We start from the raw sequence: 21,116 nt of genomic DNA, 5'->3' as shown, positions 1-21,116 counted from the left end.
TTATTCGGGTCAGTTGATGTTCACCATCGGGGCGTTGATGACGAGCATGCCGTCGCTCTTCACTTCCGTCTTGGCCTGGCTATGGATCGTGATGGTCGGCGATTTGATCTCGATGCAGCCGGGCGTCATCTTGATCGTGCTCTCGCCGACCTTGAGGTTGATTTCCGTAAGCGCCTCGATGTCGAGCTTGCCGTTCTGGATGTCGAGCTTGTCGTTGCCCTTCTTCAGCGTGGTCTCGCGCGAATAGCCGCCGTCCTGGTAGCGCTCGCCGATCTCGCGGGTCTCGATATTGTTGACCGTGATCTTGTGGTCCTTCTCGGTCCGGATCTCCAGCACCTCGTGGTCCTTGCGATCCTCGAACTTGATCTCGTTATAGGTGTCGGAGAAGCCGGCCCCATCGGTCGATTCCGACTTGAGGCCGGACTGCGTCTTGTTCGCCGGCAGGTCGTAGGGCGGCTTGTGCTGGTCGTTGACGACGGCGCCGACGACGAGCGGCAGGTCCGGGTTGCCCTCGATATACTCGACGATCACCTCCTGGCCGATGCGGGGGATGACCTGGCCGCCCCAGCCCTTGCCGGACCACATCTGCGCGACGCGGGTGCGGCAGGAGGTCGAGCCGTCCTCGCGGTCCCAGTGGAAGCGCAGCCAGATGCGGCCGTATTCGTCGACATCGATATCGCCTTCCTCGCCCTTGTTCTTCTCGCCGACGACCTTGGCGGTGTGCGGGCCGTAGACGGTGGGCCTGGGCGTCACGACCGGAGCGCGGAAGCGCTTGTCGCTTTTCTGGAGCTCGTAGGAGCCGTGATAGAGCGCCTCGTCCTTGCGTCCCGACGAACGATAGCTCTGGATGCCGAAGGCATGGGTTGCGCGGACGACGATGTACTCGCCGTTCTCGGCACCCGTCGGATGCTCTGAGAGCTTCATCAGCGCGCCCGGATAGAGGCTGGCGGCATCGCCACCGGCATAGCGGCGGTCGTCCTGCGCCTGCTCGGCTTGCGCCATCACGCGGGCGAAATGCTCGCCCTGGTCGCGCTTGGTGTAGGCGGCCGGATAATCGTAGGCCTCGTAGGATTTCGCCTTCGGGAAGCCTTCCTCGGCGCGGGCGGTAAGATCGGATTCCGATTTCTCGAAATCATAGTCCTTGAGCTCGAACTTGCCGGTCCGCAGGCGACGGATCGTCGACCAGTGCGTTAGGTGCTCGACCGCGCTGCGCGGCAGGCGATTGCCTTGCTGCACGAAGGCATAAGCCGAGGCATCGCCCTGGAAGCTCGGCTCGGCCGCCGCCATGACCTGGTCATGGGCGGAGCGGGAATCGCAGAGCACCAGCTTATGGTCGCCGTCGCTGTGCTTGAAATAGTAGTAGAGACCGTATTGCTCCATCAATCGCAGGACGAAATCGAGATCGGTTTCGCGATACTGGACGCAATAATCGATGGGTTGGAGTGCTTCGCTGAGGCGATATTCGGCGCTCGCCGAGCCCTCCTTCTCGAAGATCTTCTTGATGATCTCGACCGCTGTCTTGTTCTTGAAGATCCGGCAATCCGCACGTTGCGAGAGTAGCCAGAGCCAGGGCCTGAGCGTGAAGCGATAGATATGGAGATCATCCTGCTTGCCGAGCCATTGGGCGTCGACCAGCGTCCCGTTCAGGACGCGCTCGCTCTTGTTCTTGAGCGTGAACCTGATCGAGCATTTCTCGCTCATGATGCTTTGCAGGTCAGCGTTTTCAGTTTTGCTGACTGCTTCGATGCTATATGTAAATAGTTCGCTCAAAGCTTCGTTGGCTTCGAATTTAATGAGAGTAAATTCATCTTTCCCTGATGGGGTTGAGAAAGATGCAATTCTCTGATCTTGCCCAAGGGACGAAGGCATCAACTGAACCTTTCGATTCGCGTTGCTTTTTTTAACTTGACGTAGGTGATTTCCGGAGTCATTCTTCCATCCCTAGGTCGTTTACTGCCAGACGACGAAATTCAGCGGGAGTGTTCCCATGCGCAAGCAGCCCGGCTTCACTGCCTTTGTCGCTCTGACCGGCGTCTTGGTTCTCTCCATGGCAAACGCGGCGGGGGCGCAGACCTACAAGGCCGACGATATCATCAAGCATTTCGAGCCGGGGGTCGCGCCCAAGCCCGGGGCCACGCGCGGCTTGTGCGTCGGCACCGAGGCCGAATGCGCCAGGGCAGGGCAGGTGGTTGCGCCGGCCAAGCCGGTCAGCGCCTTCGATCTCGTGGTGAAATTCAAATACAATTCCGACGAGCTGGAGCCCGAGGCCAAGCTCAATCTCGACGAGTTCGCCAAGGCGCTGAAGGCCCCGCAACTCGCGAAGCGGACCTTCATGGTCGAGGGGCATACCGATGCCGCTGGCAGCGCTTCCTACAATCTCAACCTGTCGCAGCGCCGGGCGCAGGCCGTGGTCCGTTATCTCGGCGGGCACGGGGTCAACGCCGCCAATCTGGTCGCCAAGGGCTACGGCCAGAGCAAGCCGATCGCGGCTGATCCGCTCTCCGGCGACAACCGCCGGGTCGAGACGCGCCTGCGCACCGAGTGAGGCATAGCAAGAAACGGCCGCGGCGATCCTGGCCGTGACCGGGCCGCCGCTTCTGCCAAAACATTTTTGAGCGAAGTGGATACCGGTTCGCGTGAAGAAAATGCGATAAAATACAGATTTGGAGCATTTCGGCGCTTCGGGGAAGCGCGGAAATGCTCGGGCGGGGAGAGCGATGGCGGGCCTGAATTTCGCCGATCTGACGAAGCCGATTTCGACTGAGGCGCCCTGCGGGCCGGATCTCGAAGACGATCTCGATTTCATGAATGCCACGGCGCGGCTCGAGGTCGCGCTGCCGGCCGCGTATTTCCGCCGCGACGATGACGGGCGGCAGATCGCCTTCGACCGGACGAGCATCGAGTTTCCCGCCGCCTTCGCCGATCTCCGCAAGTTGCTGGAGCGCTCGCGCGACCTCAGGCTCTTCGTGCTCGCGGCGAAGCTCACGATCCTCAATCGCGACGTGCCGGGTTTTGCCGCCAGTCTCTCAGCCATGGCCGATCTCCTCGGCTCGTACTGGGAAGAGATGCATCCGCGGGCGATGGATGGCGATTTCGTGATGCGCGAGGTCGCCCTGCAGGGGCTCGACGAGCTCGCCACGGTCGTGCTGCCGCTGCAGCACGCGCCGCTTTTCGTCAGCCGACGGATCGGGCCGTTCATGTTCCGCAGCCAGCTCGTGGCGACCGGCGAGACGAAGCTGGTCGAAGGCGAGCAGCATCCCGATGCCGGGACGATCCAGGCCGCGTTGGGAGAGGTCGAGGCTGAGGATCTCGTCGCGGTTCTCGGCCAGATCAATGCGGCGCGCGACGCGCTCACACGCCTGCGCACGATCTGGCTGGAGAAGGTCGGTGTCGATCATCCCCTCGGCTTTCCGCGTCTCGCGACGCTGCTGGACCAGATCGCCGCCTTCCTCGACGCTGCGGTCGCGCGGCGTGTCCCGGGCCATCAGGCGGCGGGACCGGAGCCCTTGGCGACCGGTCCGCAGGGGTCGGCAGCAAACACCGCAAGCTTCAGCCCGGGCAGCCTTTCGAGCATCCTCCATGTGAAGGATACGTTGGATGCATGCCTCGGCTACTTTCGCAAAACCGAGCCTTCGAGCCCGGCCGTCTTGCTGATCGGGCAGGCGCAGCAGCTGATCGGAAAGTCGTTGATCGAGGTCATCCAGATCATGTTTCCCGAGCATGTCGACAAGGCGGTGATCGAGATCGGCGACCAGCGCCGGTTCCGGCTGCCGCTCGAGCGACTGCCGGCGCCCGATGGCTACGACGCGGAGAGCGGATACGAAGCCGAAAGCGACGCGGACGAGAGCTACGGCGACAGCTCGGACGAGGCTGAGGGCGGCTACGATAGCGATGCGGAGGCGGCCGAGGATACGGCTGGCAGCGATGGCGAGGCGGCCGTCGAGGAAGCGGTCGAGGCCGTTCCTGCGCCTGCGGCTCTCGTGCCGTCCGCGATCGTCATCGGCAGTCGCGCAGATGCGGTGACCGCGATGAAGGCGGTCGCCGCGTTCTATCGCCAGGTCGAGCCGTCGCACCCGACGCCGCTCCTGATGGACAAGGCCTGTGCTCTGGCGCAGCATGATTTCATGTCGCTTCTCGGCAACATCCTGCCAGATGTCGTGCCGTTGCCGGAGGCCGACAGCTAGGGAAGTTTTTCGTCATTGCCTTGAACCTCCCGTCACGGTCGCGAGACTATATCGATGACGGGTGAAACCGGATAGGATGTCACGTTACGTCGGCGTGGCACGAATGCAGAGGGGCACGTCACATGGCCGGAGATTCTGGACAGAAGTTCATCCGCCGCAACAGGCCGCCCCGGGTCCACATCACCTATGAGGATCCGTACAACGCCGAGCAGAAGATCGAGCTGCCCTTCGTGATGGGCGTCATGGCCGATCTCTCGGGCAATGCCTCGGCGGTCGAGAAGTCCGATATCTCGCAACGCAAGTTCCTCGACTTCGACATGGACAATTTCGATCAGCGCATGGCCGCGATCGAGCCGGCCGTATCCTTCAACGTGCCCAACAAGCTGGGCGAGGACAGTAACGAGAAGCTCTCGGTGGCGCTGAAGTTCTCGAAGTTCGAGGATCTCAATCCGGCGGCCATCGCCCGCCAGATTCCGGCGACGGCGAAGCTGCTGGAGGCGCGCGAGCAACTCGCCAACCTGCTGCGCTACATGGACGGCAAGATGGCCGCGAGCGACCAGATCAAGGCGCTGCTGGCCGATCCCCAGCTCATGGCGGCGCTGAAGGACAGGCTCGGCAAGGGCGAACCTTCCGAAGACAAGACGGCGAACTGAGGCGGGGCGCGGGCCCGCCCCGGAGTGCGCTGCGAGAAGCCGGGAACCGGCTTTCGCGGGATTGATGCTCCGGACGATCTGAAGCGATCCGGTCCGCATGGACGGGGCAGGGCCTGCAGGCGGTTAAGCGAGCGAGGCGGCAATGGCAGCGGAAGCACAAACCCAACAGCCCGGCGGGGCAGCAGTCGAGACGCGCGAGATCGACGATTTCTCGGCGATCCTGAAGCAGAGTTTCAAGCCCAAGACGGAACGCGCGGCGACCGAGGTCGAGAACGCGGTTGCGACCCTGGTCAATCAGGCGCTGGCGGACCAGACCCTGATCAAGGGCGACGTCATCGACACGATCGAGGAGATGATCGCGAGGCTCGACGCCAAGCTGACCGAGCAGATGAACGAGGTGCTTCACGCACCGGAATTCCAGAAGATCGAAAGCGCCTGGCGCGGTCTCAACTACCTCGTCTTCAACTCGGAGACGGATGCGCAGTTGAAGATCAAGGTGATGAACGTCTCGAAGAGCGAGCTCTATCGCAATCTCAAGACATTCCCCGGCGCGCGCTGGGACCAGAGCCCGCTGTTCAAGCAGATCTACGAGCAGGAATTCGGCCAACTCGGCGGCCAGCCCTTCGGCTGCCTGATCGGCGATTACCATTTCAGCCATGTTCCGACCGATGTGCAATTGCTGCGCGATCTGTCGAAGGTGGCGGCGGCGGCGCATGCACCCTTCTTCGCTGGGGCCGACCCGACCCTGATGGGCATGGATGCCTGGACGGAGCTGTCGAACCCGCGCGATCTCGGCAAGGTCTTCGACACGCCGGACTACGCGGCCTGGAAGGGCCTGCGCGATGCCGCCGACTCCCGCTATGTCGGCCTGTGTCTGCCGCGCGTGCTGTCGCGGGTGCCCTATGGCGCCAAGTCCGAACCGGTCGAGGAATTCGCCTTCGAGGAGGATACCGACGGGCACAAGGGCGAGAAATACGCCTGGATGAACGCGGCCTACGCGATGGCGGTCAACATCAACCGCGCCTTCAAGGAATATGGCTGGTGCACGCGCATCCGCGGCGTCCAGTCGGGCGGCGAGGTCTTGAACCTGCCGACCCATACCTTCCCGACGGATGATGGCGGCATCGACCTGAAATGCCCGACCGAGATCGCGATCAGCGACCGGCGCGAGGCGGAGCTGGCGAAATCCGGCCTGATCCCGCTGATCCATCGCAAGAACACCGACAAGGCCGCCTTCATCGGCGCCCAGTCGCTCTACAAGCCCAAGGCCTTCTCGGGGCCGGACGGCGTGGCGGCCACCGCGTCCGACAACCTGTCCGCGCGGCTGCCTTACATGTTCGCGGTCTCGCGCTTCGCGCATTACCTGAAGTGCATGGTTCGCGACAAGATCGGCTCCTACAAGGAAAAGGAGCCTCTGCGCCGCTGGCTGCAGGAGTGGATCACCGACTATGTCGACGGCGATCCGGTCAATTCCAGCGAAGAGACGAAGGCGCGGCGCCCGCTCTCCGATGCGCGGATCGACGTCTTCGAGGACGAGGAGAACCCTGGCTACTACTCGGCCAAGTTCTATCTGCGGCCGCACTTCCAGCTCGAGGGCATGGATATCGGCCTGAGCCTGGTCTCGCGACTGCCAGCTCCCAAGCAGTGACCGTCACCTGATCCCCGGGTGACGGCGACAACGAGAATCTTCGGCGCGCCGGCCGTGTGAGGGCGGCGCGACGGGAGAAGTGCGTCCACAGCGGGTCCGCATCCGCGAACCCATGGCATCCTACTCTGGAGGTAACAATGGCTAGCGACTTCCTGCTCGAGATCGACGGCATCAAGGGCGAAAGCAAGGACAAGACCCACAAGGATACGATCGAGGTCGATTCCTTCTCCTGGGGCATCATCAATGCCGGCTCGCATGCGTCCAACGCCGGCGGCGGCGCCGGCAAGGCGAGCTTCCAGGACATTCATTTCACGGCTTCGGTCGGCAAGGCTTCGACGAACCTGGCGCTGTCCTGCGCCAGCGGCAAGCACATCAAGAAGGCGGTGCTCTTCGTCCGCAAGCAGGGCGAGACGCAGCAGGATTACTACACGCTGACGCTGGAGGACCTGTTGGTGTCAAGCTACCAGTCCGGCGATGCCGCCGGTGGAACGACCATCCCGACCGACCAGTTCTCGCTGAACTACGCCAAGATCAAATACGAGTATAAGCCGCAGAAGGCGGACGGCTCGCTCGATGCGCCCAGCACCATGACCTGGGACATCAAGACACACTCCAAATGAGCTAAGGGTTACCGGTCCCGGCATCTGTCGGGGCCGGTTGCTTGTCTTGCCTTGCCGATGGTGCGTTAGGCCATGGTCGACCCGATCTCGAAGAAGCGGCTGAGGCCGCCTTTGATGTTCGCATTCCGGGAGGCGCATCTGGAAAAGGATGCGAAGACCGCGCTCGACCTGAGGGACGAGGGCGGCGAACGCGTGCTCGCGCCGCGCCGGGCTGCTCCACGGGCGGCGATCACCGAGCAGAAGCTGCGCCGCGAGATCGCCATCGATCTCGACGCGCTGGTCAACACCATCAATCTCGCTTCCTGCGTCGACCTCTCGGGGCTGGAGCATGTGCGCCGCTCGGTGCTCAACCATGGCTTTCCCGACATGACCCGGCTGTCGATCGACGAGCACCGGGTCGATGCGATCCGCGAGGACCTCGCCAATGTCCTGGTCGGTTACGAGCCGCGTTTGATCCGGAAGTCGGTCGCCGTCGAGCGCGACGAAAGCCTCGATCCGGCCGAGCTCAAGATCCGCTTCCTCGTCCGCGCCGATCTCAATTGCGAACCACTCAATATTCCCGTCCAATTCATCGCCGATCTCGAGCTCGATACCGGCAAGATCGCCATCAAGGGCCGATGACGATGAACCAGGAGTTTCTCGATCTCTACAACCAGGAACTCCGGCTCTTCATGGAGCACAGCAAGGAGTTCGCCGAGGAATATCCCGGTATCGCCGAGCGGCTCGGCGGGCTGGCCGGGGAGCGTATGGATCCGATGGTCGGCGGCCTGCTGGAGGGCGCGGCCTTCCTTGCCGCCCGCGTCCAGCTCAAGCTCCGGCACGAATTCCCGGAGTTCACCAACAACCTGATCGAGCAATTGCTGCCGAACTATCTGGCGCCGACGCCCTCGGCGCTGTTGGCCGGCGTGGTGCCGACCTATGCGGACCCGGCCCTGCGCGAGGGCGTGCGGATCGCGCGCGGCTCCTATATCGACGCGACCTATCTGGAGCGCGAGCGCCGGGTCGCTTGCCGCTATCGCCTCGGCGGCGACGTGACGCTCTGGCCCTTCGAGATTACCGCTGCCGAATATATCCCGGCGCCCGGACCGTTGCAGGCGCTCGGCCTGCGTACGGGTCCGCGGGCGCTTTCGGGCTTGCGCCTGTCGCTGACCCACCGGATGATGGCCGATCGCGAGCAGGAGCCCTCGGCCGCGCAGGCGCTGAAGAACCCGGCGAGCTGGTTCGCCGGCTGCCGGACCCGCGAATTGCCCTTCCATCTGCTCGGCGGCGAGGCCGATGCGGTCGCGCTCTACGAGCAGCTGTTCTCGAACTGTGTCGGCATCCATTTCCGTCATCTCGACGAATTCGGCGATCCCGTGGTGACGCCGGGCGATGGCTGCCGGCTCGAACAGATCGGCTTCGACGAGGACGAGGCGCTGCTGCCGGCCGATACCCGCATCTTCCGCGGCTTCGACCTGCTGCGCGAACTGTTCTGGTTCCCGCGCAAATTCCTCGGCTTCCGGCTGGAAGGGCTCGGCGGCATCATGCCGAAGCTCAAGGCCAAGTCGGTCGACATCATCTTCGCCTTCGACGAGGTCAACACGCGTTTGCCCGGCTCCGTGCGCAAGGAGATGTTCGCGCTCTATGCGGCGCCGGCGGTCAACCTGTTCGAGAAGACGACGGACCGCATTCCGGTCAAGACGAACCAGCACGAGTTCCATGTCGTGCCGGATCGCAGCCGCGCGCTCGACTACGAGCCGCACAGCATCCTCTCGGTGCACGCGCATTATGTCGGCGGGCGCGAGAAACAACCGGTCCACCCGCTCTATTCCTCGCCGGAGGGCGCTTCGCCGACTCAAGGGTTGCACTATACGCAGCGCCGCTTGCCGCGACGGCGCTCCTCCGCCGAACGCCGCCAGGGCAAGGCTTCCGACTATACCGGCACGGAGATGTTCATCTCGCTGGTCGAGCCGGCTGGCGTTTCCGATACCGCATCGGTGGCGGAGCTCAGCGTGCGGGCGCTCTGCTCCAACCGGCATCTGACCGAGCATCTGCCGACCGGGCAGGGCGGCGCCGATTTCCGCCTGATCGACAATGTCTCGCTCGATATCGCCTGCCTTGCCGGGCCGACGCCGCCGCGTGAGCCGGTCGTCTCGCAGCTGAAGCTGCGCTCGGAGACCGCCAGCACCGGCGTCGTGACCTGGCGCCTGGTCAACCTGATCAGCCTCAACCATCTCGGCCTCGTCCAGCGCGGCGCCGGCGAGAACGGCGAGGCGCTGCGCGAACTGCTCTCGCTCTTCGCCGATCTCGCCGACAGCGCGACCGAGCGGCGCATTCGCGGCATCAAGAGCGTCGACAGCCGTGCCGTGGTGCGCCGCTTTCCGCAACGCGCAGGGACCGGCGCGGCGCGCGGGCTCGAAATCACGGTTCTGCTCGACGAGAAGGCGTTCGAGGGCTCGGGCGTCTTCCTGCTCGGGGCGGTGCTCGACCGCTTCTTCGCCGAATACGCCGCGATGAACCATTTCACCCAGACGGTGATCCGTACCGTCGAGCGCGGCGAGGTGATGCGCTTTCCGCCGCGCGCCGGTGCGAGGCGCATCCTGTGAGCGAGGACACCGCCACCCCGCTGGAGAAGGCGCCGAACTACCAGGCGCAGCTCGAGGCCGAGCCCTGGCGCTTCGATTTCTACGCGGTGATGCGCCGGCTGGAGCGTAGCTTTCCGGATCGCCCAAGGGTCGGCGATGTCGTCTCGCGGCGCGACGAATATGTCGCGCTGGGCGAGCAGCCCTATCTCGACTTCCCGGCATCGAGCCTGGCCGAAGCCGATCGCGACGGGCAGGGGCGTTTGCGGCTCTTCGTCAAGTTCCTCGGCCTGCTCGGGCCGCAGGGGCCGTTGCCGCTGGCGACGACCGAGGAGAGCTATCACTGGACGCTGGCACGCGACGACGCGTTCCCGCGCTTCCTCGACATCTTCAACCACCGCTTCCTGCAATTGTTCTACCGCGCCTGGGCGGATTCGCGGCCGGTCGCGCAGCATGACCGGCCCGATCTCGACCGCTTCGCCGCCTATATCGGCAGCATGATCGGGGTGGGCTCGAAGCCTTTTCTCAAGCGCGACAGCGTGCCGGATGCCGAGAAGCTCGCCCATGCCGGGCTGATCGGCGCGCAGGCGAAATCCGCCTCGCGGCTGCAGCGGTTTCTCGCCGGGCTGTTCAAGACCGATATCGAGATCGAGCAGTTCACCGGGATGTGGCTGGCCTTCGATCCGGGCGACCGAACACGGCTCGGCGGTTCGCATTGCACGCTCGGCGGCGACGCGCTGCTCGGCGGCAGCGTCTACAGCGTCGAGGACAAGTTCCGCGTGAAGATCGTCGCCCGCGATCTGGAACAGTTCGAGCGCTTCCTGCCGAATGGCGACCGCTGCGAGCCGCTGGCGGATGCCGTGTTCTTCCATCTCGGCGAGCAGTTCGAATGGGATGTCGAACTGGCGCTGCCGGTCGGCGCGGTGAAGCCGGTCCGGCTCGGCCAGTCCGGCCATCTCGGCTGGACGAGCTGGATGGCGCCGAACTGGACTATCGAGGAGGGCGCCTTGCGCCGTGACGCCCGCTTCCATCCCGCCGAAAGTCTGCGCCTGAAACGAAGCCGCGCTGCCGCCACCGGACATTGAAGGGGACGACCATGGCCGATATCAGCCTCGAAGCCGTCACAGGCAAGCTCAATCGGGTCGGCTACGACACCTTCCTGCAGGCGCTGCGGCAAGCGAAGGGGGCGGGGAACCGCAATGTCGAGCTGGCGCATTGGCTGCTCCAGATCCTGCAGGGCACGTCGAACGACCTGACGCTGACCGCCGATCATTACAAGCTCGACCGCGCCAAGCTCCTGATGGAGCTTGGCGGCGTAGTCGAAGGTTTCCGTCGCAACGAGACGGAGATGCCGGGCATCGCCAACCACATCGTCGATATCCTCGACCGTGGCTGGCACTATGCGACCCTGTTCTTCGGGGAGACGCAGATCAGGACCGGCCACCTGCTGGTGGCCGCGCTGAAATCGACCGAATTGCGCCGCGTGCTCTCCGGGCTCTCCAAGGAATTCTCCAAGATTCCAGTCGAGGAACTGGCCGCAGGCTACGGCAAGATCTGGGAAAGCTCGGAAGAGGAAAACCTCCACCCGATGGACGGTTCGGGCCTGCGCGCGGCGGGAACGCCGGGCGCAGAAGCTGCCGAGGGGGCGAAGGGCACGACCGCGCTCGACCGCTTCTCGCAGGACCTGACCGTCAAGGCCCGTTCCGGCACGATGGACCCGATCCTCGGCCGCGACGACGAGATCCGGCAGGTCATCGACGTGCTGATGCGGCGGCGCCAGAACAACCCGATCCTCACCGGCGAGGCCGGCGTCGGCAAGACCGCGATCGCCGAGGGTTTCGCCCAGCGCGTCGCTTCCGGCGACGTGCCGCCGCCGCTCAGGGGCGTGCGCGTCTGCGCGCTCGATATCGGCCTGATGCAGGCTGGCGCTTCGATGAAGGGCGAGTTCGAACAGCGTCTGCGCTCGGTGATCGACGAGGTGCAGTCCTCGCCGACGCCGGTGATCCTGTTCATCGACGAGGCGCATACGCTGATCGGCGCCGGCGGGCAGGCCGGCACGGGCGATGCCGCGAACCTGTTGAAGCCTGCGCTGGCGCGCGGCACGCTCAGGACCATCGCGGCGACGACGTGGTCGGAATACCGCCAGTATTTCGAGAAGGATCCGGCGCTGACCCGGCGCTTCCAGCCGGTACAGGTCGACGAGCCCGATATCGCGCGCTGCTGTACCATGCTGCGCGGGCTGATCGGCCCGATGGAGAAGCACCACAAGGTCCGCATTTCGGACGCAGCCATCGTCGCGGCAGTCTCACTCTCCTCGCGCTACATCCCGGCCCGCCAGCTTCCCGACAAGGCGGTGAGCCTGCTCGACACGGCCTGCGCCCGCGTCGCCATCAGCCAGAACGCGACACCGGCCGCGATCGAGGATGCGCGCGTCGCCATTTCCTCGCTGGAGCAGGAGAAGGCGGCGCTGACGGCGGATGCCGATCTCGGTACCGATGCCAGCAAGCGGCTCAGTGAGATCGAGGCGGAGATCGCTGACCGGCAGGAAAAACTCTCAGGCCTCGAAGGTGCCTGGGCGGGTGAGCTTGCCATCGTCGAGGAGATCAAGGCGCTGCGGGCCAAGCTCGGCGAGAAGGCGCCGGGCGGGGAGGCGAAAAAGGAAGCCGGCAAGCAGGAGGCGAACGAGAATGTCGCGCCTGCGCCGACTGAGGCGGAGGCTCCCGCTCCGGAGACTGCCGCCGATCCCGAAGAATCCCGCACCGCGCTCAATGCCAAGTTCGCGGCGCTGAGCGAGATCGATCCGGCCAACCGGATGATCTACGCCCATGTCGACGAGCAGTCGGTCGCCTCGGTCGTCTCGGACTGGACCGGCATCCCGGTCGGCCGGATGGTCAAGGACGAGATCGAGACGGTGCTCAACCTCGCCGAGACGCTGAACAAGCGCGTCGTCGGGCAGGGCCATGGCATCGGCATGATCGCCAAGCGCATCGAGACCAACCGCGCCAGGCTCGACAATCCCAACAAGCCGATCGGCGTCTTCATGCTCTGCGGCCCGTCAGGCGTCGGCAAGACCGAGACGGCGCTGGCGCTGGCGGAATCGCTTTATGGCGGCGAGCAGAACGTCATCACCATCAACATGAGCGAATTCCAGGAGGCGCATACCGTCTCGACGCTGAAGGGCGCACCTCCCGGCTATGTCGGCTATGGCGAGGGTGGGCGGCTGACCGAAGCGGTCCGGCGCAAGCCCTATTCGGTGGTGCTGCTCGACGAGATCGAGAAGGCGCATCCCGACGTGCACGAGCTGTTCTTCCAGGTCTTCGACAAGGGCCAGATGGAGGACGGCACCGGAAGGCGCATCGACTTCAAGAACACGCTGATCATCCTGACCTCGAATGTCGGCACCGACGAGATCATGAGTATGTCGGCGAACGGTGCCGCCAAGCCTGATCCTGAGGCGATGGCGGTGAGCCTCAGGCCCGCGCTGCTCAAGGTCTTCCCGCCGGCGCTGATCGGGCGGCTTGTGACCATTCCCTATTATCCGCTGTCCTCGGACATGCTGGCCGGGATCGTGCGACTCCAGCTCGGGCGGATCGGCAAGCGGTTGGCGGAGAACCACAAGGCCGCCTTCATCTATGACGACGCGGTGGTCGAGCACATCGTCGGCCAATGCAACGACCCGGATTCGGGCGGGCGCATGATCGACAACATCATCACCAACTCGATGCTGCCGGCGCTCTCGCGCGCCATCCTCAACCTGCAACTGGAGAAGAAGCCGCTGACCGAGGCGAAGGTTTCGGTCGAAGGAGGGCAGTTCGCCTATCAGGTGGCGTGAGGCCTCCAACCCGAGGTGTCCGTCATCCCGGACAAGCTGCGCAGCAGCGCCGATCCGGGATCCATCGTAAAGCTCCCGAGCCCTCGGATGGATCCCGGGTCAAGCCCGGGATGACGGCGAGGTTCGGAGGGCCGACGGCAAGCTTCGAAATTCGCTCAGGCCGCTAGCGCTACTTGCCGCATGAAATCGTCGAGCACATCGCTCTCGGCCTTCGACAATCGCAGGCCCAGCTTGCCGCGGCGCCAGAGCACGTCCTGCGCCCGGCGCGCCCATTCCGCCTTCATCAGGTAGCGGATTTCGCGCTCGTAGAGATCCGCGCCGAAATGCCGGCCGAGATCGGCGAGACTCTTCGCACCGCCGAGGATGTCGCGGGCGCGGGTGCCATAGGCGCGGGCGAGTCGCGTCGCGGTGCGGCGTTCCAGCCAAGGATAGGTGCTCGCGATCTCGTCGACCAACTTGTCGAAGCCGCCGACCGGGAAATCGCCGCCGGGCAGGGCGCCCGTCACCGTCCATTCGGCCCGAGCCGCCCAAGGCACCAGTGGCGCGAGCTTCGCGATCGCGGCCTCGGCGAGGCGGCGATAGGTCGTGATCTTGCCGCCGAAGATGGAGAGCAACGGCGCATCGCCTTCGGGAGCGTCAAGCGTCAGGACGTAATCGCGCGTTGCCTCCTGCGCCTTCGAGGCGCCGTCGTCATAGAGCGGGCGGACGCCGGAATAGGTCCAGACCACCGATTCCGGCGTGACAGGCTGGCGGAAATACTCGCTTGCGGCGGCGCAGAGATAGGCGATCTCGTCCGGCGTCGCGACGACCTCGGCCGGGTCGCCGTGATAGTCGCGGTCGGTCGTGCCGATCAGCGTGAAATCCTGCTCGTAGGGAATGGCGAAGATGATGCGCCCGTCCGCGTTCTGGAAGATGTAGCAGCGGTCGTGATCGTAGAGCCTGGGCACGACGATATGGCTGCCCTGGACCATGCGGACGCCGGCCTTGGCATTGGTGTGGATGACGCCGTTCAGGACCTCGCCGACCCAGGGACCGGCCGCGTTGACGAGCGTGCGTGCCCAGATCGTCTGCCGGCCTTCGGGGCCGTCTGTCTCAAGCTGCCAGAGGCCGTTCTCGCGCCGCGCGGCGGTGACGCGGGTGCGGGTGTGGATTGCGGCGCCGCGCACCGCGGCGTCCATCGCATTCAGCACGACGAGGCGAGCATCCTCGACCCAGCAATCGGAATATTCGAAGGCTCTGGCCTTGTCGTCCTTGAGCGGCTTGCCGACCGCGTCATGGGCGAGGTCGAGCGTGCGCGTCGCAGGCAGGAGCTTGCGGCCGCCGATATGGTCGTAGAGGAACAGGCCGAGGCGGAGCAGCCAGGCCGGGCGCAGGCCCTTGTGATGCGGCAGCACGAAGCGCAGGGGGCGGATGATATGCGGCGCAATGGCCCAGAGCCGCTCGCGCTCCATCAGCGCCTCGCGCACCAGCCGGAACTTGTAATGCTCGAGATAGCGCAGGCCGCCATGGATCAGCTTGGTCGAGCGCGAGGAGGTGGCGCTGGCGAGGTCGTCTTTCTCGAGCAGCACGACGGAAGCGCCGCGCCCCGCCGCATCGCGGGCGATGCCGCAGCCATTGATGCCGCCGCCGATGACGGCGAGGTCGTAGGGCGTGGCGGGGGCCGTGCCGAAGCCGGCTAAGAGTGAGGTCGTTTCGGAAGCCATATCGTTCAAATCCCGATCGAACAGGCGAGATAGCTTGAGAGGGGGCTTTCCTGCAATGGCGAAGCCCGGCGCCCGACTTTGCGCGAACGGCAAGGTAGGAAGTTGCCGCATCCGCTTGACGAAGGCGCCACGGGCTCGCCACTGAGAGATCGCCAGCCCTCATCCTGAGGAGCCGCGATAGCGGCGTCTCGAAGGATGCTTCAGGATGCTTCAGGAGGCTCCAGAGACCTCTGGAGCATCCTTCGAGACGCAAGCCTTCAGCTTGCTCCTCAGGATGAGGGCTGAGCGTCGGCTTGCGGTTCGGCTGGGCAGGATGGCGAAGGAACGGATGCAGCAGCGGGAGGAGGGGGCGGGGATTGTCGCCCGCGCCGAGGCGAGGTTGCGCACGGTGCTGGAATACGCCGGGGCCGCGATCCAGGCGGCGCTGTTCGTCATCGTCATGGCGGCCGTCCTGCAACGCTATCTGTTCGGCGGCGGCTTCGTCTGGTCGGACGAGCTGGCGATCTGGCTGCATCTCGCGCTGATCGCGGTCGGCGCGCCGCTCGCCGTCACCGGCACGCTGGCGATGCGGCTCGATGTTCTGGTCCGCCTGCTGCCGGCCATACCTCGGCGGATTGCGGCCGTGCTCGCGGATGCCATCGCCTTCCAAGGTGCGCTGGTGCTGGCTGCCGGCGGGGCGAATGTCGCTTTGCTCGTCGGCGGGCATTCCACCGTGCTCGGCTTGCCGGAAGCCCTGCGCTTCGCCGTCTTCGCCTGCGGTGGCGGGCTGACGATTCTGATGCTGTTCCTGCGGGGTGGGATCGAGCGCGGCTGGGCCGGCACGTTCGCAGCGCTCATGCTCGGCGGCGGCTTCTACGGGCTGGCGCAGCTCTCCTTCGGTCTGTTTCCGACGCCGAGCCTCGTCGCGGCGCTCGTTGCGGGGGCGGGGCTTCTGCTCGGCGCGCCCTTGCCTTTCGCCCTGCTGGCGGGCGCCTCGCTGACCGGGCCGTTCGGCGGGCTGATGCCGGAACCGGCGATCGTGCAGACGATGGTCGGAGGCGTCGGCAAGTTCCTGCTGCTGGCGATTCCCTTCTTCCTGCTGGCCGGCGAGCTCCTGACCGAGGGCGGGCTCGCCGAGCGCCTGATCCGCTTCGCCGCGACGCTGGTCGGCCATTGGCGGGCGGGATTGGCGCAGACGGCGCTGGTCGCGAGCGTGCTGTTCTCCGGGGCGTCGGGCTCCTCGGTGGCCAATGCCGCCTTCGGGGCCAAGGTCATGGCGCCGACCTTGGTGGCGCGGGGTTATCCGCCGGCCAATGCGGCGGCGATCGTCGCGGGCGTCTCGATGCTCGACAACATCATCCCGCCCTCGATCGCCTTTCTGATCCTGGCGAGCGCGACGAATCTTTCGGTGGGTTCGCTGCTGGTTGGCGGCTTCGTCGCAGGCGGCGTGCTGGCGCTGGCGCTCGCTATCGGCATCCATCTCAGCGCGCGCGGCGTCGTCGATGCGGCGCCGAAGGCGGGCATGGCCGAGCGGGGCAGGGCGCTGATCGGCGCCATTCCGGCGATCGGGCTCGGCATCGTCGTGGTCGTCGGCATCCGCTTCGGTGTGGTGACGGTGACGGAAGCCTCGGCGCTCGCGGTCGCCTATGCCGTCATCGCCTGCCTGGCGCTGCGCAGCCTGAACGGGCGCGGCGTGCTGGCGGCCCTGCGCAAATCGGCGGCGGAGGCGGCGGCGATCGGGTTGCTGATCGGCGCCTCGGCGCCCTTCGCCTTCCTGCTCGCAGTCGACCGGGTCTCCGAGCAGATGGCCGGGCTCGTCACCGCGTTTGGCGCCGGGCCCTATGCGGTGATGCTGTTGGCCAATCTCGTGCTGCTGGTCGCCGGGCTCTTCCTCGATATCGGCGCGGCGATCCTGCTGCTGGCGCCGCTGCTCCTGCCGGTGGCGGTCGCGGCGGGGCTCGATCCGATCCAGTTCGGCGTGGTGCTGGTCGTCAACCTGATGATCCATGGGCTGACGCCGCCGCTCGGCATCCTCGTCTATGTCGTCAGCGGCATCATGCGGGTGCCGGCCGGAGCGGTTTTCCGGGCAGTGCTGCCGCTGCTCGGCGTGCTGCTGGCGGCCCTCATGGTGCTGTCGCTGGGCATGGCTGCGTGGCCCGCGCTTGCGCCGGGGCTCAAGGCGCTGTTCTGATGCGCGTTCCTTCGCCCGGCGCCCGCGCCGTTCCATCGCCTATGCCGTGAGCCGGCCCCGGACTCCGATATGATCTTCACCGACATCGCGACGCGGACCTACAACCACGGTTGGCGGCTCGACCCGATCATCCGCAGCCTGCTCGACACCGATTTCTACAAGCTGCTGATGCTGCAGATGATCCGGGCCTTCCACCCGGACGTGCAGGTGACCTTCTCGCTGATCAACCGCTCGAAACATATCCGGCTCGCCGATATCGTCGACGAGGGGGAACTGAGGGCGCAGCTCGACCATGCCCGCTCGCTGCGCTTCACCAAGAACGAATTGATCTGGCTCGCCGGCAACAGCTTCTATGGCAAGACGCAGATGTTCTCGCCGGAATTCATGGCCTGGCTCGCCGATTTCCAGTTGCCCGACTACGACCTGCGCAAGGTCGACGGACAGTACGAACTGCATTTCGAGGGCCCTTGGACCCACAGCACGATGTGGGAGGTGCCGGCGCTGGCGATCGTCAACGAGCTCCGGGCGCGCCGCGTCATGCTCGGCCAGAAGCGCTTCTCGCTCGACGTGCTCTATGCCCGCGCCAAGGCCAAGATGTGGGACAAGGTCGAGCGCTTGCAGAAGCTGCCCAACCTCAAGCTCTCCGATTTCGGCACGCGCCGGCGCCATGGCCATCTCTGGCAGCGCTGGTGCGTCGAGGCGCTGAAGGAGGGGCTGGGCTCGGCCTTCACCGGCACCTCCAACGTATTGCTGGCGATGGATGCGGATCTGGAGGCGATCGGCACCAATGCTCACGAACTCCCGATGGTGCTGGCGGCGCTTGCCGATTCGGACGAGGACTTGCTGCGCGCGCCCTATCGCGTGCTTGACGAGTGGCGCCAGGTCTATGGCGGCAACCTGCTGATCGCGCTGCCCGACGCCTTCGGGTCGCAGAGCTTCCTGCGCCATGCGCCGGACTGGGTCGCCGACTGGACCGGTTTCCGTCCCGACAGCGCGCCGCCGATCCCGGCCGGCGAGACGATCATGGCCTGGTGGCGCGAGCGCGGGCGCGACCCGCGCGACAAGATGCTGGTCTTCTCGGATGGGCTCGATGTCGATGCGATCGAGCGCGTCTACCACCATTTCGACGGCAAGGTCCGCATGGCCTTCGGCTGGGGCACTGACCTGACCAACGATCTCGTCGGCTGTTCGCCGGACGGCTCGCGCGCGCTCGATCCGATCTCGCTGGTCTGCAAGGTCACCAAGGCGAACGGGCGGCCGGCGGTGAAGCTCTCCGACAATCCCGAGAAGGTCTCGGGCGATCCGGAGATGGTGAAGCGCTATCGGCGGGTGTTTCAGTAAGCCGCCGCGCCGTCGACTTTATGGCTTGAGCCCGAGGAAGGCGAAGGGCTTCGCCGCTACGAACCTGTCCGTGGCGTCGCCGGCATAGACGTGGTCCTGGTCGGGGCCGAGGTCGAGTTTTCGCGTACCGACCCCTGTTGCGAAGTCGATCTTCTTCAGGTCCACCCAGAAGGTATTCGGGGTCAGCGCCGATTCGAAGAAATAGAGCTTGCGGGCGTGGTCGACGACGGTGCGCCAGCGGGTCGAAGAGATGTTCGGCTCCTCCGGCGTGTTCAGTCCGAACGGCACCGAGACATTGCGGATCACGCTGAAGACGCTGGCGACGGCCCGGTTCGGATCGTCGAATTTCGGGATGGCGTTCGCATAGAAGGAGGCGCGGGCGAAGCGGTCGGCAGCCCGGTTGGTTCCGGGCAGCATCACGGTGCCCCCGATCTGCTTCCAGTATGCGTCGAGAGCGAGCTGCTTGTCGAAGACCGGAGAGTTGGTCATCACCTGATACTGGCGGCCATGATGGATGACCTGCTTGCCGCCGACATATTCGATGATCGCGCTGTCGCCGGTAGCATCCGATAGCGAGAGATGGAGCGTTGCCAGCCGCGTCTCGCCGGGAACGGCGTCGGTTACGATCGTGAACGGCTCCTGGCGGAGCGCTTCCACCGCCTCGGCCACCGTGCCGAAATTGTCGAGTGCGTATTGCGCCCAGGCGGCGATAGTCAGGCCAGGTTTCGAACCTGCGTCGAATTTCGGATATTCCGATTCCACGAGCCAGAGCACATTGGCCGAAAGCCCGGCCTCGTTGACGCCGTCCGTGGTTGAGATGTCATAGCCCGAGGCGATGACGCTGCCGTATTTCGCGATCCAGCGGATCGAGTTCGCCCCGGCTTCTCCGGTGCGTTCCACGCCGCGCGGCATGATCCAGAGATTGGTCGCGACATCGCTTTTCCAATCCATCGAGCGTGCCGTGATGACGCGGCCTTCGGCTCCAAAATAGACGAAACGCGTGCAGGCTTGTGCCGCCTCGCCGGCGAGGAGCGCTCCCGCCATGGCGAGCGCCGCCAGGTAATGCCGTGTGGGACGGGTGTTTCGGGACATCGTTCTTCTTCCGATCCTCAGCGTTCTCGAAGCTAGGGAGACCACGCCTTAACGGCCTTCCATGACCAATCTTGCATCGCCGCGCAAAAACCCCTAATGCGACCGCGTTTCTGGGCCCGAAGGGCCGCCTTCGAGGACAAGGGTGTCATGGCCAAAGAGAAATTCGCTCGCAACAAGCCGCACTGCAACATTGGAACGATTGGTCACGTTGACCATGGCAAGACGTCTTTGACGGCTGCGATCACGAAGGTCCTGGCTGAGACGGGCGGCGCTTCGTTCACGGCGTATGACCAGATCGACAAGGCTCCGGAAGAGAAGGCGCGCGGCATCACGATCTCGACGGCCCATGTCGAGTACGAGACGGCGAACCGTCACTATGCCCACGTCGACTGCCCTGGCCACGCCGACTACGTGAAGAACATGATCACGGGCGCGGCGCAGATGGACGGCGCGATCCTGGTGGTGTCGGCTGCCGACGGCCCGATGCCGCAGACCCGCGAGCACATCCTGCTGGCGCGCCAGGTCGGCGTTCCCGCGCTGGTGGTGTTCATGAACAAGGTCGACCTGGTCGACGACGCCGAGCTGCTCGAGCTGGTCGAGATGGAGATCCGCGAGCTTCTCTCGAAGTACGACTTCCCCGGCGACGACATCCCGATCACCAAGGGCTCGGCCAAGGTCGCGCTGGACAATGGCGACAAGGCGATCGGCCATGACGCGGTCGTTGCTCTGATGCAGACGGTCGACGACTACATCCCGCAGCCGGAGCGTCCGATCGACCAGCCGTTCCTGATGCCGGTCGAGGACGTGTTCTCGATCTCGGGCCGCGGCACGGTGGTGACCGGCCGCGTCGAGCGCGGCATCGTCAAGGTCGGCGAGGAAATCGAGATCGTCGGCCTGAAGGACACCGTCAAGACGACCGTCACGGGCGTCGAGATGTTCCGCAAGCTGCTCGACCAGGGCCAGGCTGGCGACAACATCGGCGCGCTGCTGCGCGGCACGAAGCGTGAGGACGTCGAGCGCGGCCAGGTGCTGTGCAAGCCGGGCTCGGTGAAGCCGCACACGAAGTTCACGGCCGAGGCCTACATCCTGACGAAGGAAGAGGGTGGCCGTCACACGCCGTTCTTCACCAACTACCGCCCGCAGTTCTACTTCCGCACGACGGACGTGACCGGCGTGGTCTCGCTGCCCGAGGGCACGGAGATGGTGATGCCGGGCGACAACATCTCGATGGAGGTGACGCTGATCGCCCCGATCGCGATGGAAGAGAAGCTGCGCTTCGCCATCCGCGAAGGCGGCCGCACCGTCGGCGCCG

15 protein-coding genes are annotated in these 21,116 nt (G+C 65.2%); 12 read left to right on the top strand and 3 right to left on the bottom strand.

Annotation, left to right across the window (positions count from 1 at the left end):
- Nucleotides 1–9: 9 nt before the first annotated feature.
- Nucleotides 10–1,869: a type VI secretion system tip protein TssI/VgrG gene (locus Q0Q02_RS06315; RefSeq protein WP_293807830.1), complete on the bottom strand. Its 1,860-nt coding sequence runs from the start codon at nt 1,867–1,869 to the stop codon at nt 10–12.
- Between the two features lie 118 nt (nt 1,870–1,987).
- On the opposite strand from Q0Q02_RS06315, the gene Q0Q02_RS06310 reads away from it, so the two are divergent.
- From Q0Q02_RS06310 to tssH, 9 genes are all read left to right on the top strand, one after another.
- Nucleotides 1,988–2,545: an OmpA family protein gene (locus Q0Q02_RS06310; RefSeq protein WP_293807828.1), complete on the top strand. Its 558-nt coding sequence runs from the start codon at nt 1,988–1,990 to the stop codon at nt 2,543–2,545.
- Between the two features lie 172 nt (nt 2,546–2,717).
- Nucleotides 2,718–4,184, top strand: coding sequence for a type VI secretion system ImpA family N-terminal domain-containing protein (locus Q0Q02_RS06305; RefSeq protein WP_293807826.1), 1,467 nt, complete (start codon nt 2,718–2,720; stop codon nt 4,182–4,184).
- A 122-nt stretch (nt 4,185–4,306) separates the two neighbouring features.
- Nucleotides 4,307–4,837 carry a type VI secretion system contractile sheath small subunit gene (tssB, locus tag Q0Q02_RS06300; protein WP_293807824.1) on the top strand — a complete coding sequence of 177 codons (531 nt, stop codon included), beginning with the start codon at nt 4,307–4,309 and terminating at the stop codon, nt 4,835–4,837.
- Between the two features lie 142 nt (nt 4,838–4,979).
- Nucleotides 4,980–6,485 (top strand): type VI secretion system contractile sheath large subunit, encoded by a 1,506-nt coding sequence (tssC, locus tag Q0Q02_RS06295; RefSeq protein WP_293807822.1) that lies wholly within the window; start codon nt 4,980–4,982, stop codon nt 6,483–6,485.
- A 137-nt stretch (nt 6,486–6,622) separates the two neighbouring features.
- Nucleotides 6,623–7,105, top strand: coding sequence for a type VI secretion system tube protein Hcp (locus Q0Q02_RS06290; RefSeq protein WP_293807820.1), 483 nt, complete (start codon nt 6,623–6,625; stop codon nt 7,103–7,105).
- Nucleotides 7,106–7,219: 114 nt separating this feature from the next.
- Complete coding sequence (locus tag Q0Q02_RS06285) at nt 7,220–7,726, top strand: type VI secretion system baseplate subunit TssE (RefSeq protein WP_293807819.1); 507 nt, start codon at nt 7,220–7,222, stop codon at nt 7,724–7,726.
- A gap of 2 nt (nt 7,727–7,728) precedes the next feature.
- Nucleotides 7,729–9,690 carry a type VI secretion system baseplate subunit TssF gene (tssF, locus tag Q0Q02_RS06280; RefSeq protein WP_293808054.1) on the top strand — a complete coding sequence of 654 codons (1,962 nt, stop codon included), beginning with the start codon at nt 7,729–7,731 and terminating at the stop codon, nt 9,688–9,690.
- On the top strand, nt 9,687–10,751 hold the full coding sequence (tssG, locus tag Q0Q02_RS06275; protein WP_293807817.1) for a type VI secretion system baseplate subunit TssG: 1,065 nt from the start codon (nt 9,687–9,689) through the stop codon (nt 10,749–10,751). Before tssF ends, tssG begins: the two co-directional genes overlap by 4 nt.
- 11 nt (nt 10,752–10,762) lie before the next feature.
- On the top strand, nt 10,763–13,498 hold the full coding sequence (tssH, locus tag Q0Q02_RS06270; protein WP_293807816.1) for a type VI secretion system ATPase TssH: 2,736 nt from the start codon (nt 10,763–10,765) through the stop codon (nt 13,496–13,498).
- Nucleotides 13,499–13,653: 155 nt separating this feature from the next.
- Here tssH and glpD read toward each other — a convergent pair whose 3' ends face one another.
- Nucleotides 13,654–15,201, bottom strand: coding sequence for a glycerol-3-phosphate dehydrogenase (glpD, locus tag Q0Q02_RS06265; RefSeq protein WP_293807814.1), 1,548 nt, complete (start codon nt 15,199–15,201; stop codon nt 13,654–13,656).
- A 328-nt stretch (nt 15,202–15,529) separates the two neighbouring features.
- Between glpD and Q0Q02_RS06260 the strand changes: the two genes are divergently transcribed.
- Together Q0Q02_RS06260 and pncB are read left to right on the top strand one after the other, a co-directional pair.
- Nucleotides 15,530–17,371, top strand: coding sequence for a TRAP transporter large permease subunit (locus Q0Q02_RS06260; RefSeq protein WP_293807812.1), 1,842 nt, complete (start codon nt 15,530–15,532; stop codon nt 17,369–17,371).
- 69 nt (nt 17,372–17,440) lie between these two features.
- Nucleotides 17,441–18,712 (top strand): nicotinate phosphoribosyltransferase, encoded by a 1,272-nt coding sequence (gene pncB / locus Q0Q02_RS06255; protein WP_293807810.1) that lies wholly within the window; start codon nt 17,441–17,443, stop codon nt 18,710–18,712.
- A gap of 18 nt (nt 18,713–18,730) precedes the next feature.
- Here the strand turns inward: pncB and Q0Q02_RS06250 are convergent, their stop codons facing one another.
- Nucleotides 18,731–19,756 (bottom strand): linear amide C-N hydrolase, encoded by a 1,026-nt coding sequence (locus tag Q0Q02_RS06250; RefSeq protein WP_293808052.1) that lies wholly within the window; start codon nt 19,754–19,756, stop codon nt 18,731–18,733.
- Between the two features lie 195 nt (nt 19,757–19,951).
- Between Q0Q02_RS06250 and tuf the strand changes: the two genes are divergently transcribed.
- Nucleotides 19,952–21,116: elongation factor Tu (tuf, locus tag Q0Q02_RS06245; protein ID WP_293807808.1), on the top strand; the 1,165-nt coding region annotated here is incomplete at its 3' end.

The organism is uncultured Allobosea sp., assembly GCF_945956895.1.
Lineage (GTDB): Bacteria > Pseudomonadota > Alphaproteobacteria > Rhizobiales > Beijerinckiaceae > Allobosea.
This window is presented reverse-complemented; position numbering and strand designations above follow the sequence as displayed.

What these genes read in the sequence shown, in the direction of transcription:
- Q0Q02_RS06315 (WP_293807830.1), bottom strand. Translation starts at nt 1,869, where the DNA reads ATGCCTTCGTCCCTTGGGCAAGATCAGAGAATTGCATCTTTCTCAACC.
- Q0Q02_RS06310 (WP_293807828.1), top strand. Translation starts at nt 1,988, where the DNA reads ATGCGCAAGCAGCCCGGCTTCACTGCCTTTGTCGCTCTGACCGGCGTC.
- Q0Q02_RS06305 (WP_293807826.1), top strand. Translation starts at nt 2,718, where the DNA reads ATGGCGGGCCTGAATTTCGCCGATCTGACGAAGCCGATTTCGACTGAG.
- tssB (WP_293807824.1), top strand. Translation starts at nt 4,307, where the DNA reads ATGGCCGGAGATTCTGGACAGAAGTTCATCCGCCGCAACAGGCCGCCC.
- tssC (WP_293807822.1), top strand. Translation starts at nt 4,980, where the DNA reads ATGGCAGCGGAAGCACAAACCCAACAGCCCGGCGGGGCAGCAGTCGAG.
- Q0Q02_RS06290 (WP_293807820.1), top strand. Translation starts at nt 6,623, where the DNA reads ATGGCTAGCGACTTCCTGCTCGAGATCGACGGCATCAAGGGCGAAAGC.
- Q0Q02_RS06285 (WP_293807819.1), top strand. Translation starts at nt 7,220, where the DNA reads ATGTTCGCATTCCGGGAGGCGCATCTGGAAAAGGATGCGAAGACCGCG.
- tssF (WP_293808054.1), top strand. Translation starts at nt 7,729, where the DNA reads ATGAACCAGGAGTTTCTCGATCTCTACAACCAGGAACTCCGGCTCTTC.
- tssH (WP_293807816.1), top strand. Translation starts at nt 10,763, where the DNA reads ATGGCCGATATCAGCCTCGAAGCCGTCACAGGCAAGCTCAATCGGGTC.
- glpD (WP_293807814.1), bottom strand. Translation starts at nt 15,201, where the DNA reads ATGGCTTCCGAAACGACCTCACTCTTAGCCGGCTTCGGCACGGCCCCC.
- Q0Q02_RS06260 (WP_293807812.1), top strand. Translation starts at nt 15,530, where the DNA reads ATGCAGCAGCGGGAGGAGGGGGCGGGGATTGTCGCCCGCGCCGAGGCG.
- pncB (WP_293807810.1), top strand. Translation starts at nt 17,441, where the DNA reads ATGATCTTCACCGACATCGCGACGCGGACCTACAACCACGGTTGGCGG.
- Q0Q02_RS06250 (WP_293808052.1), bottom strand. Translation starts at nt 19,756, where the DNA reads ATGGCGGGAGCGCTCCTCGCCGGCGAGGCGGCACAAGCCTGCACGCGT.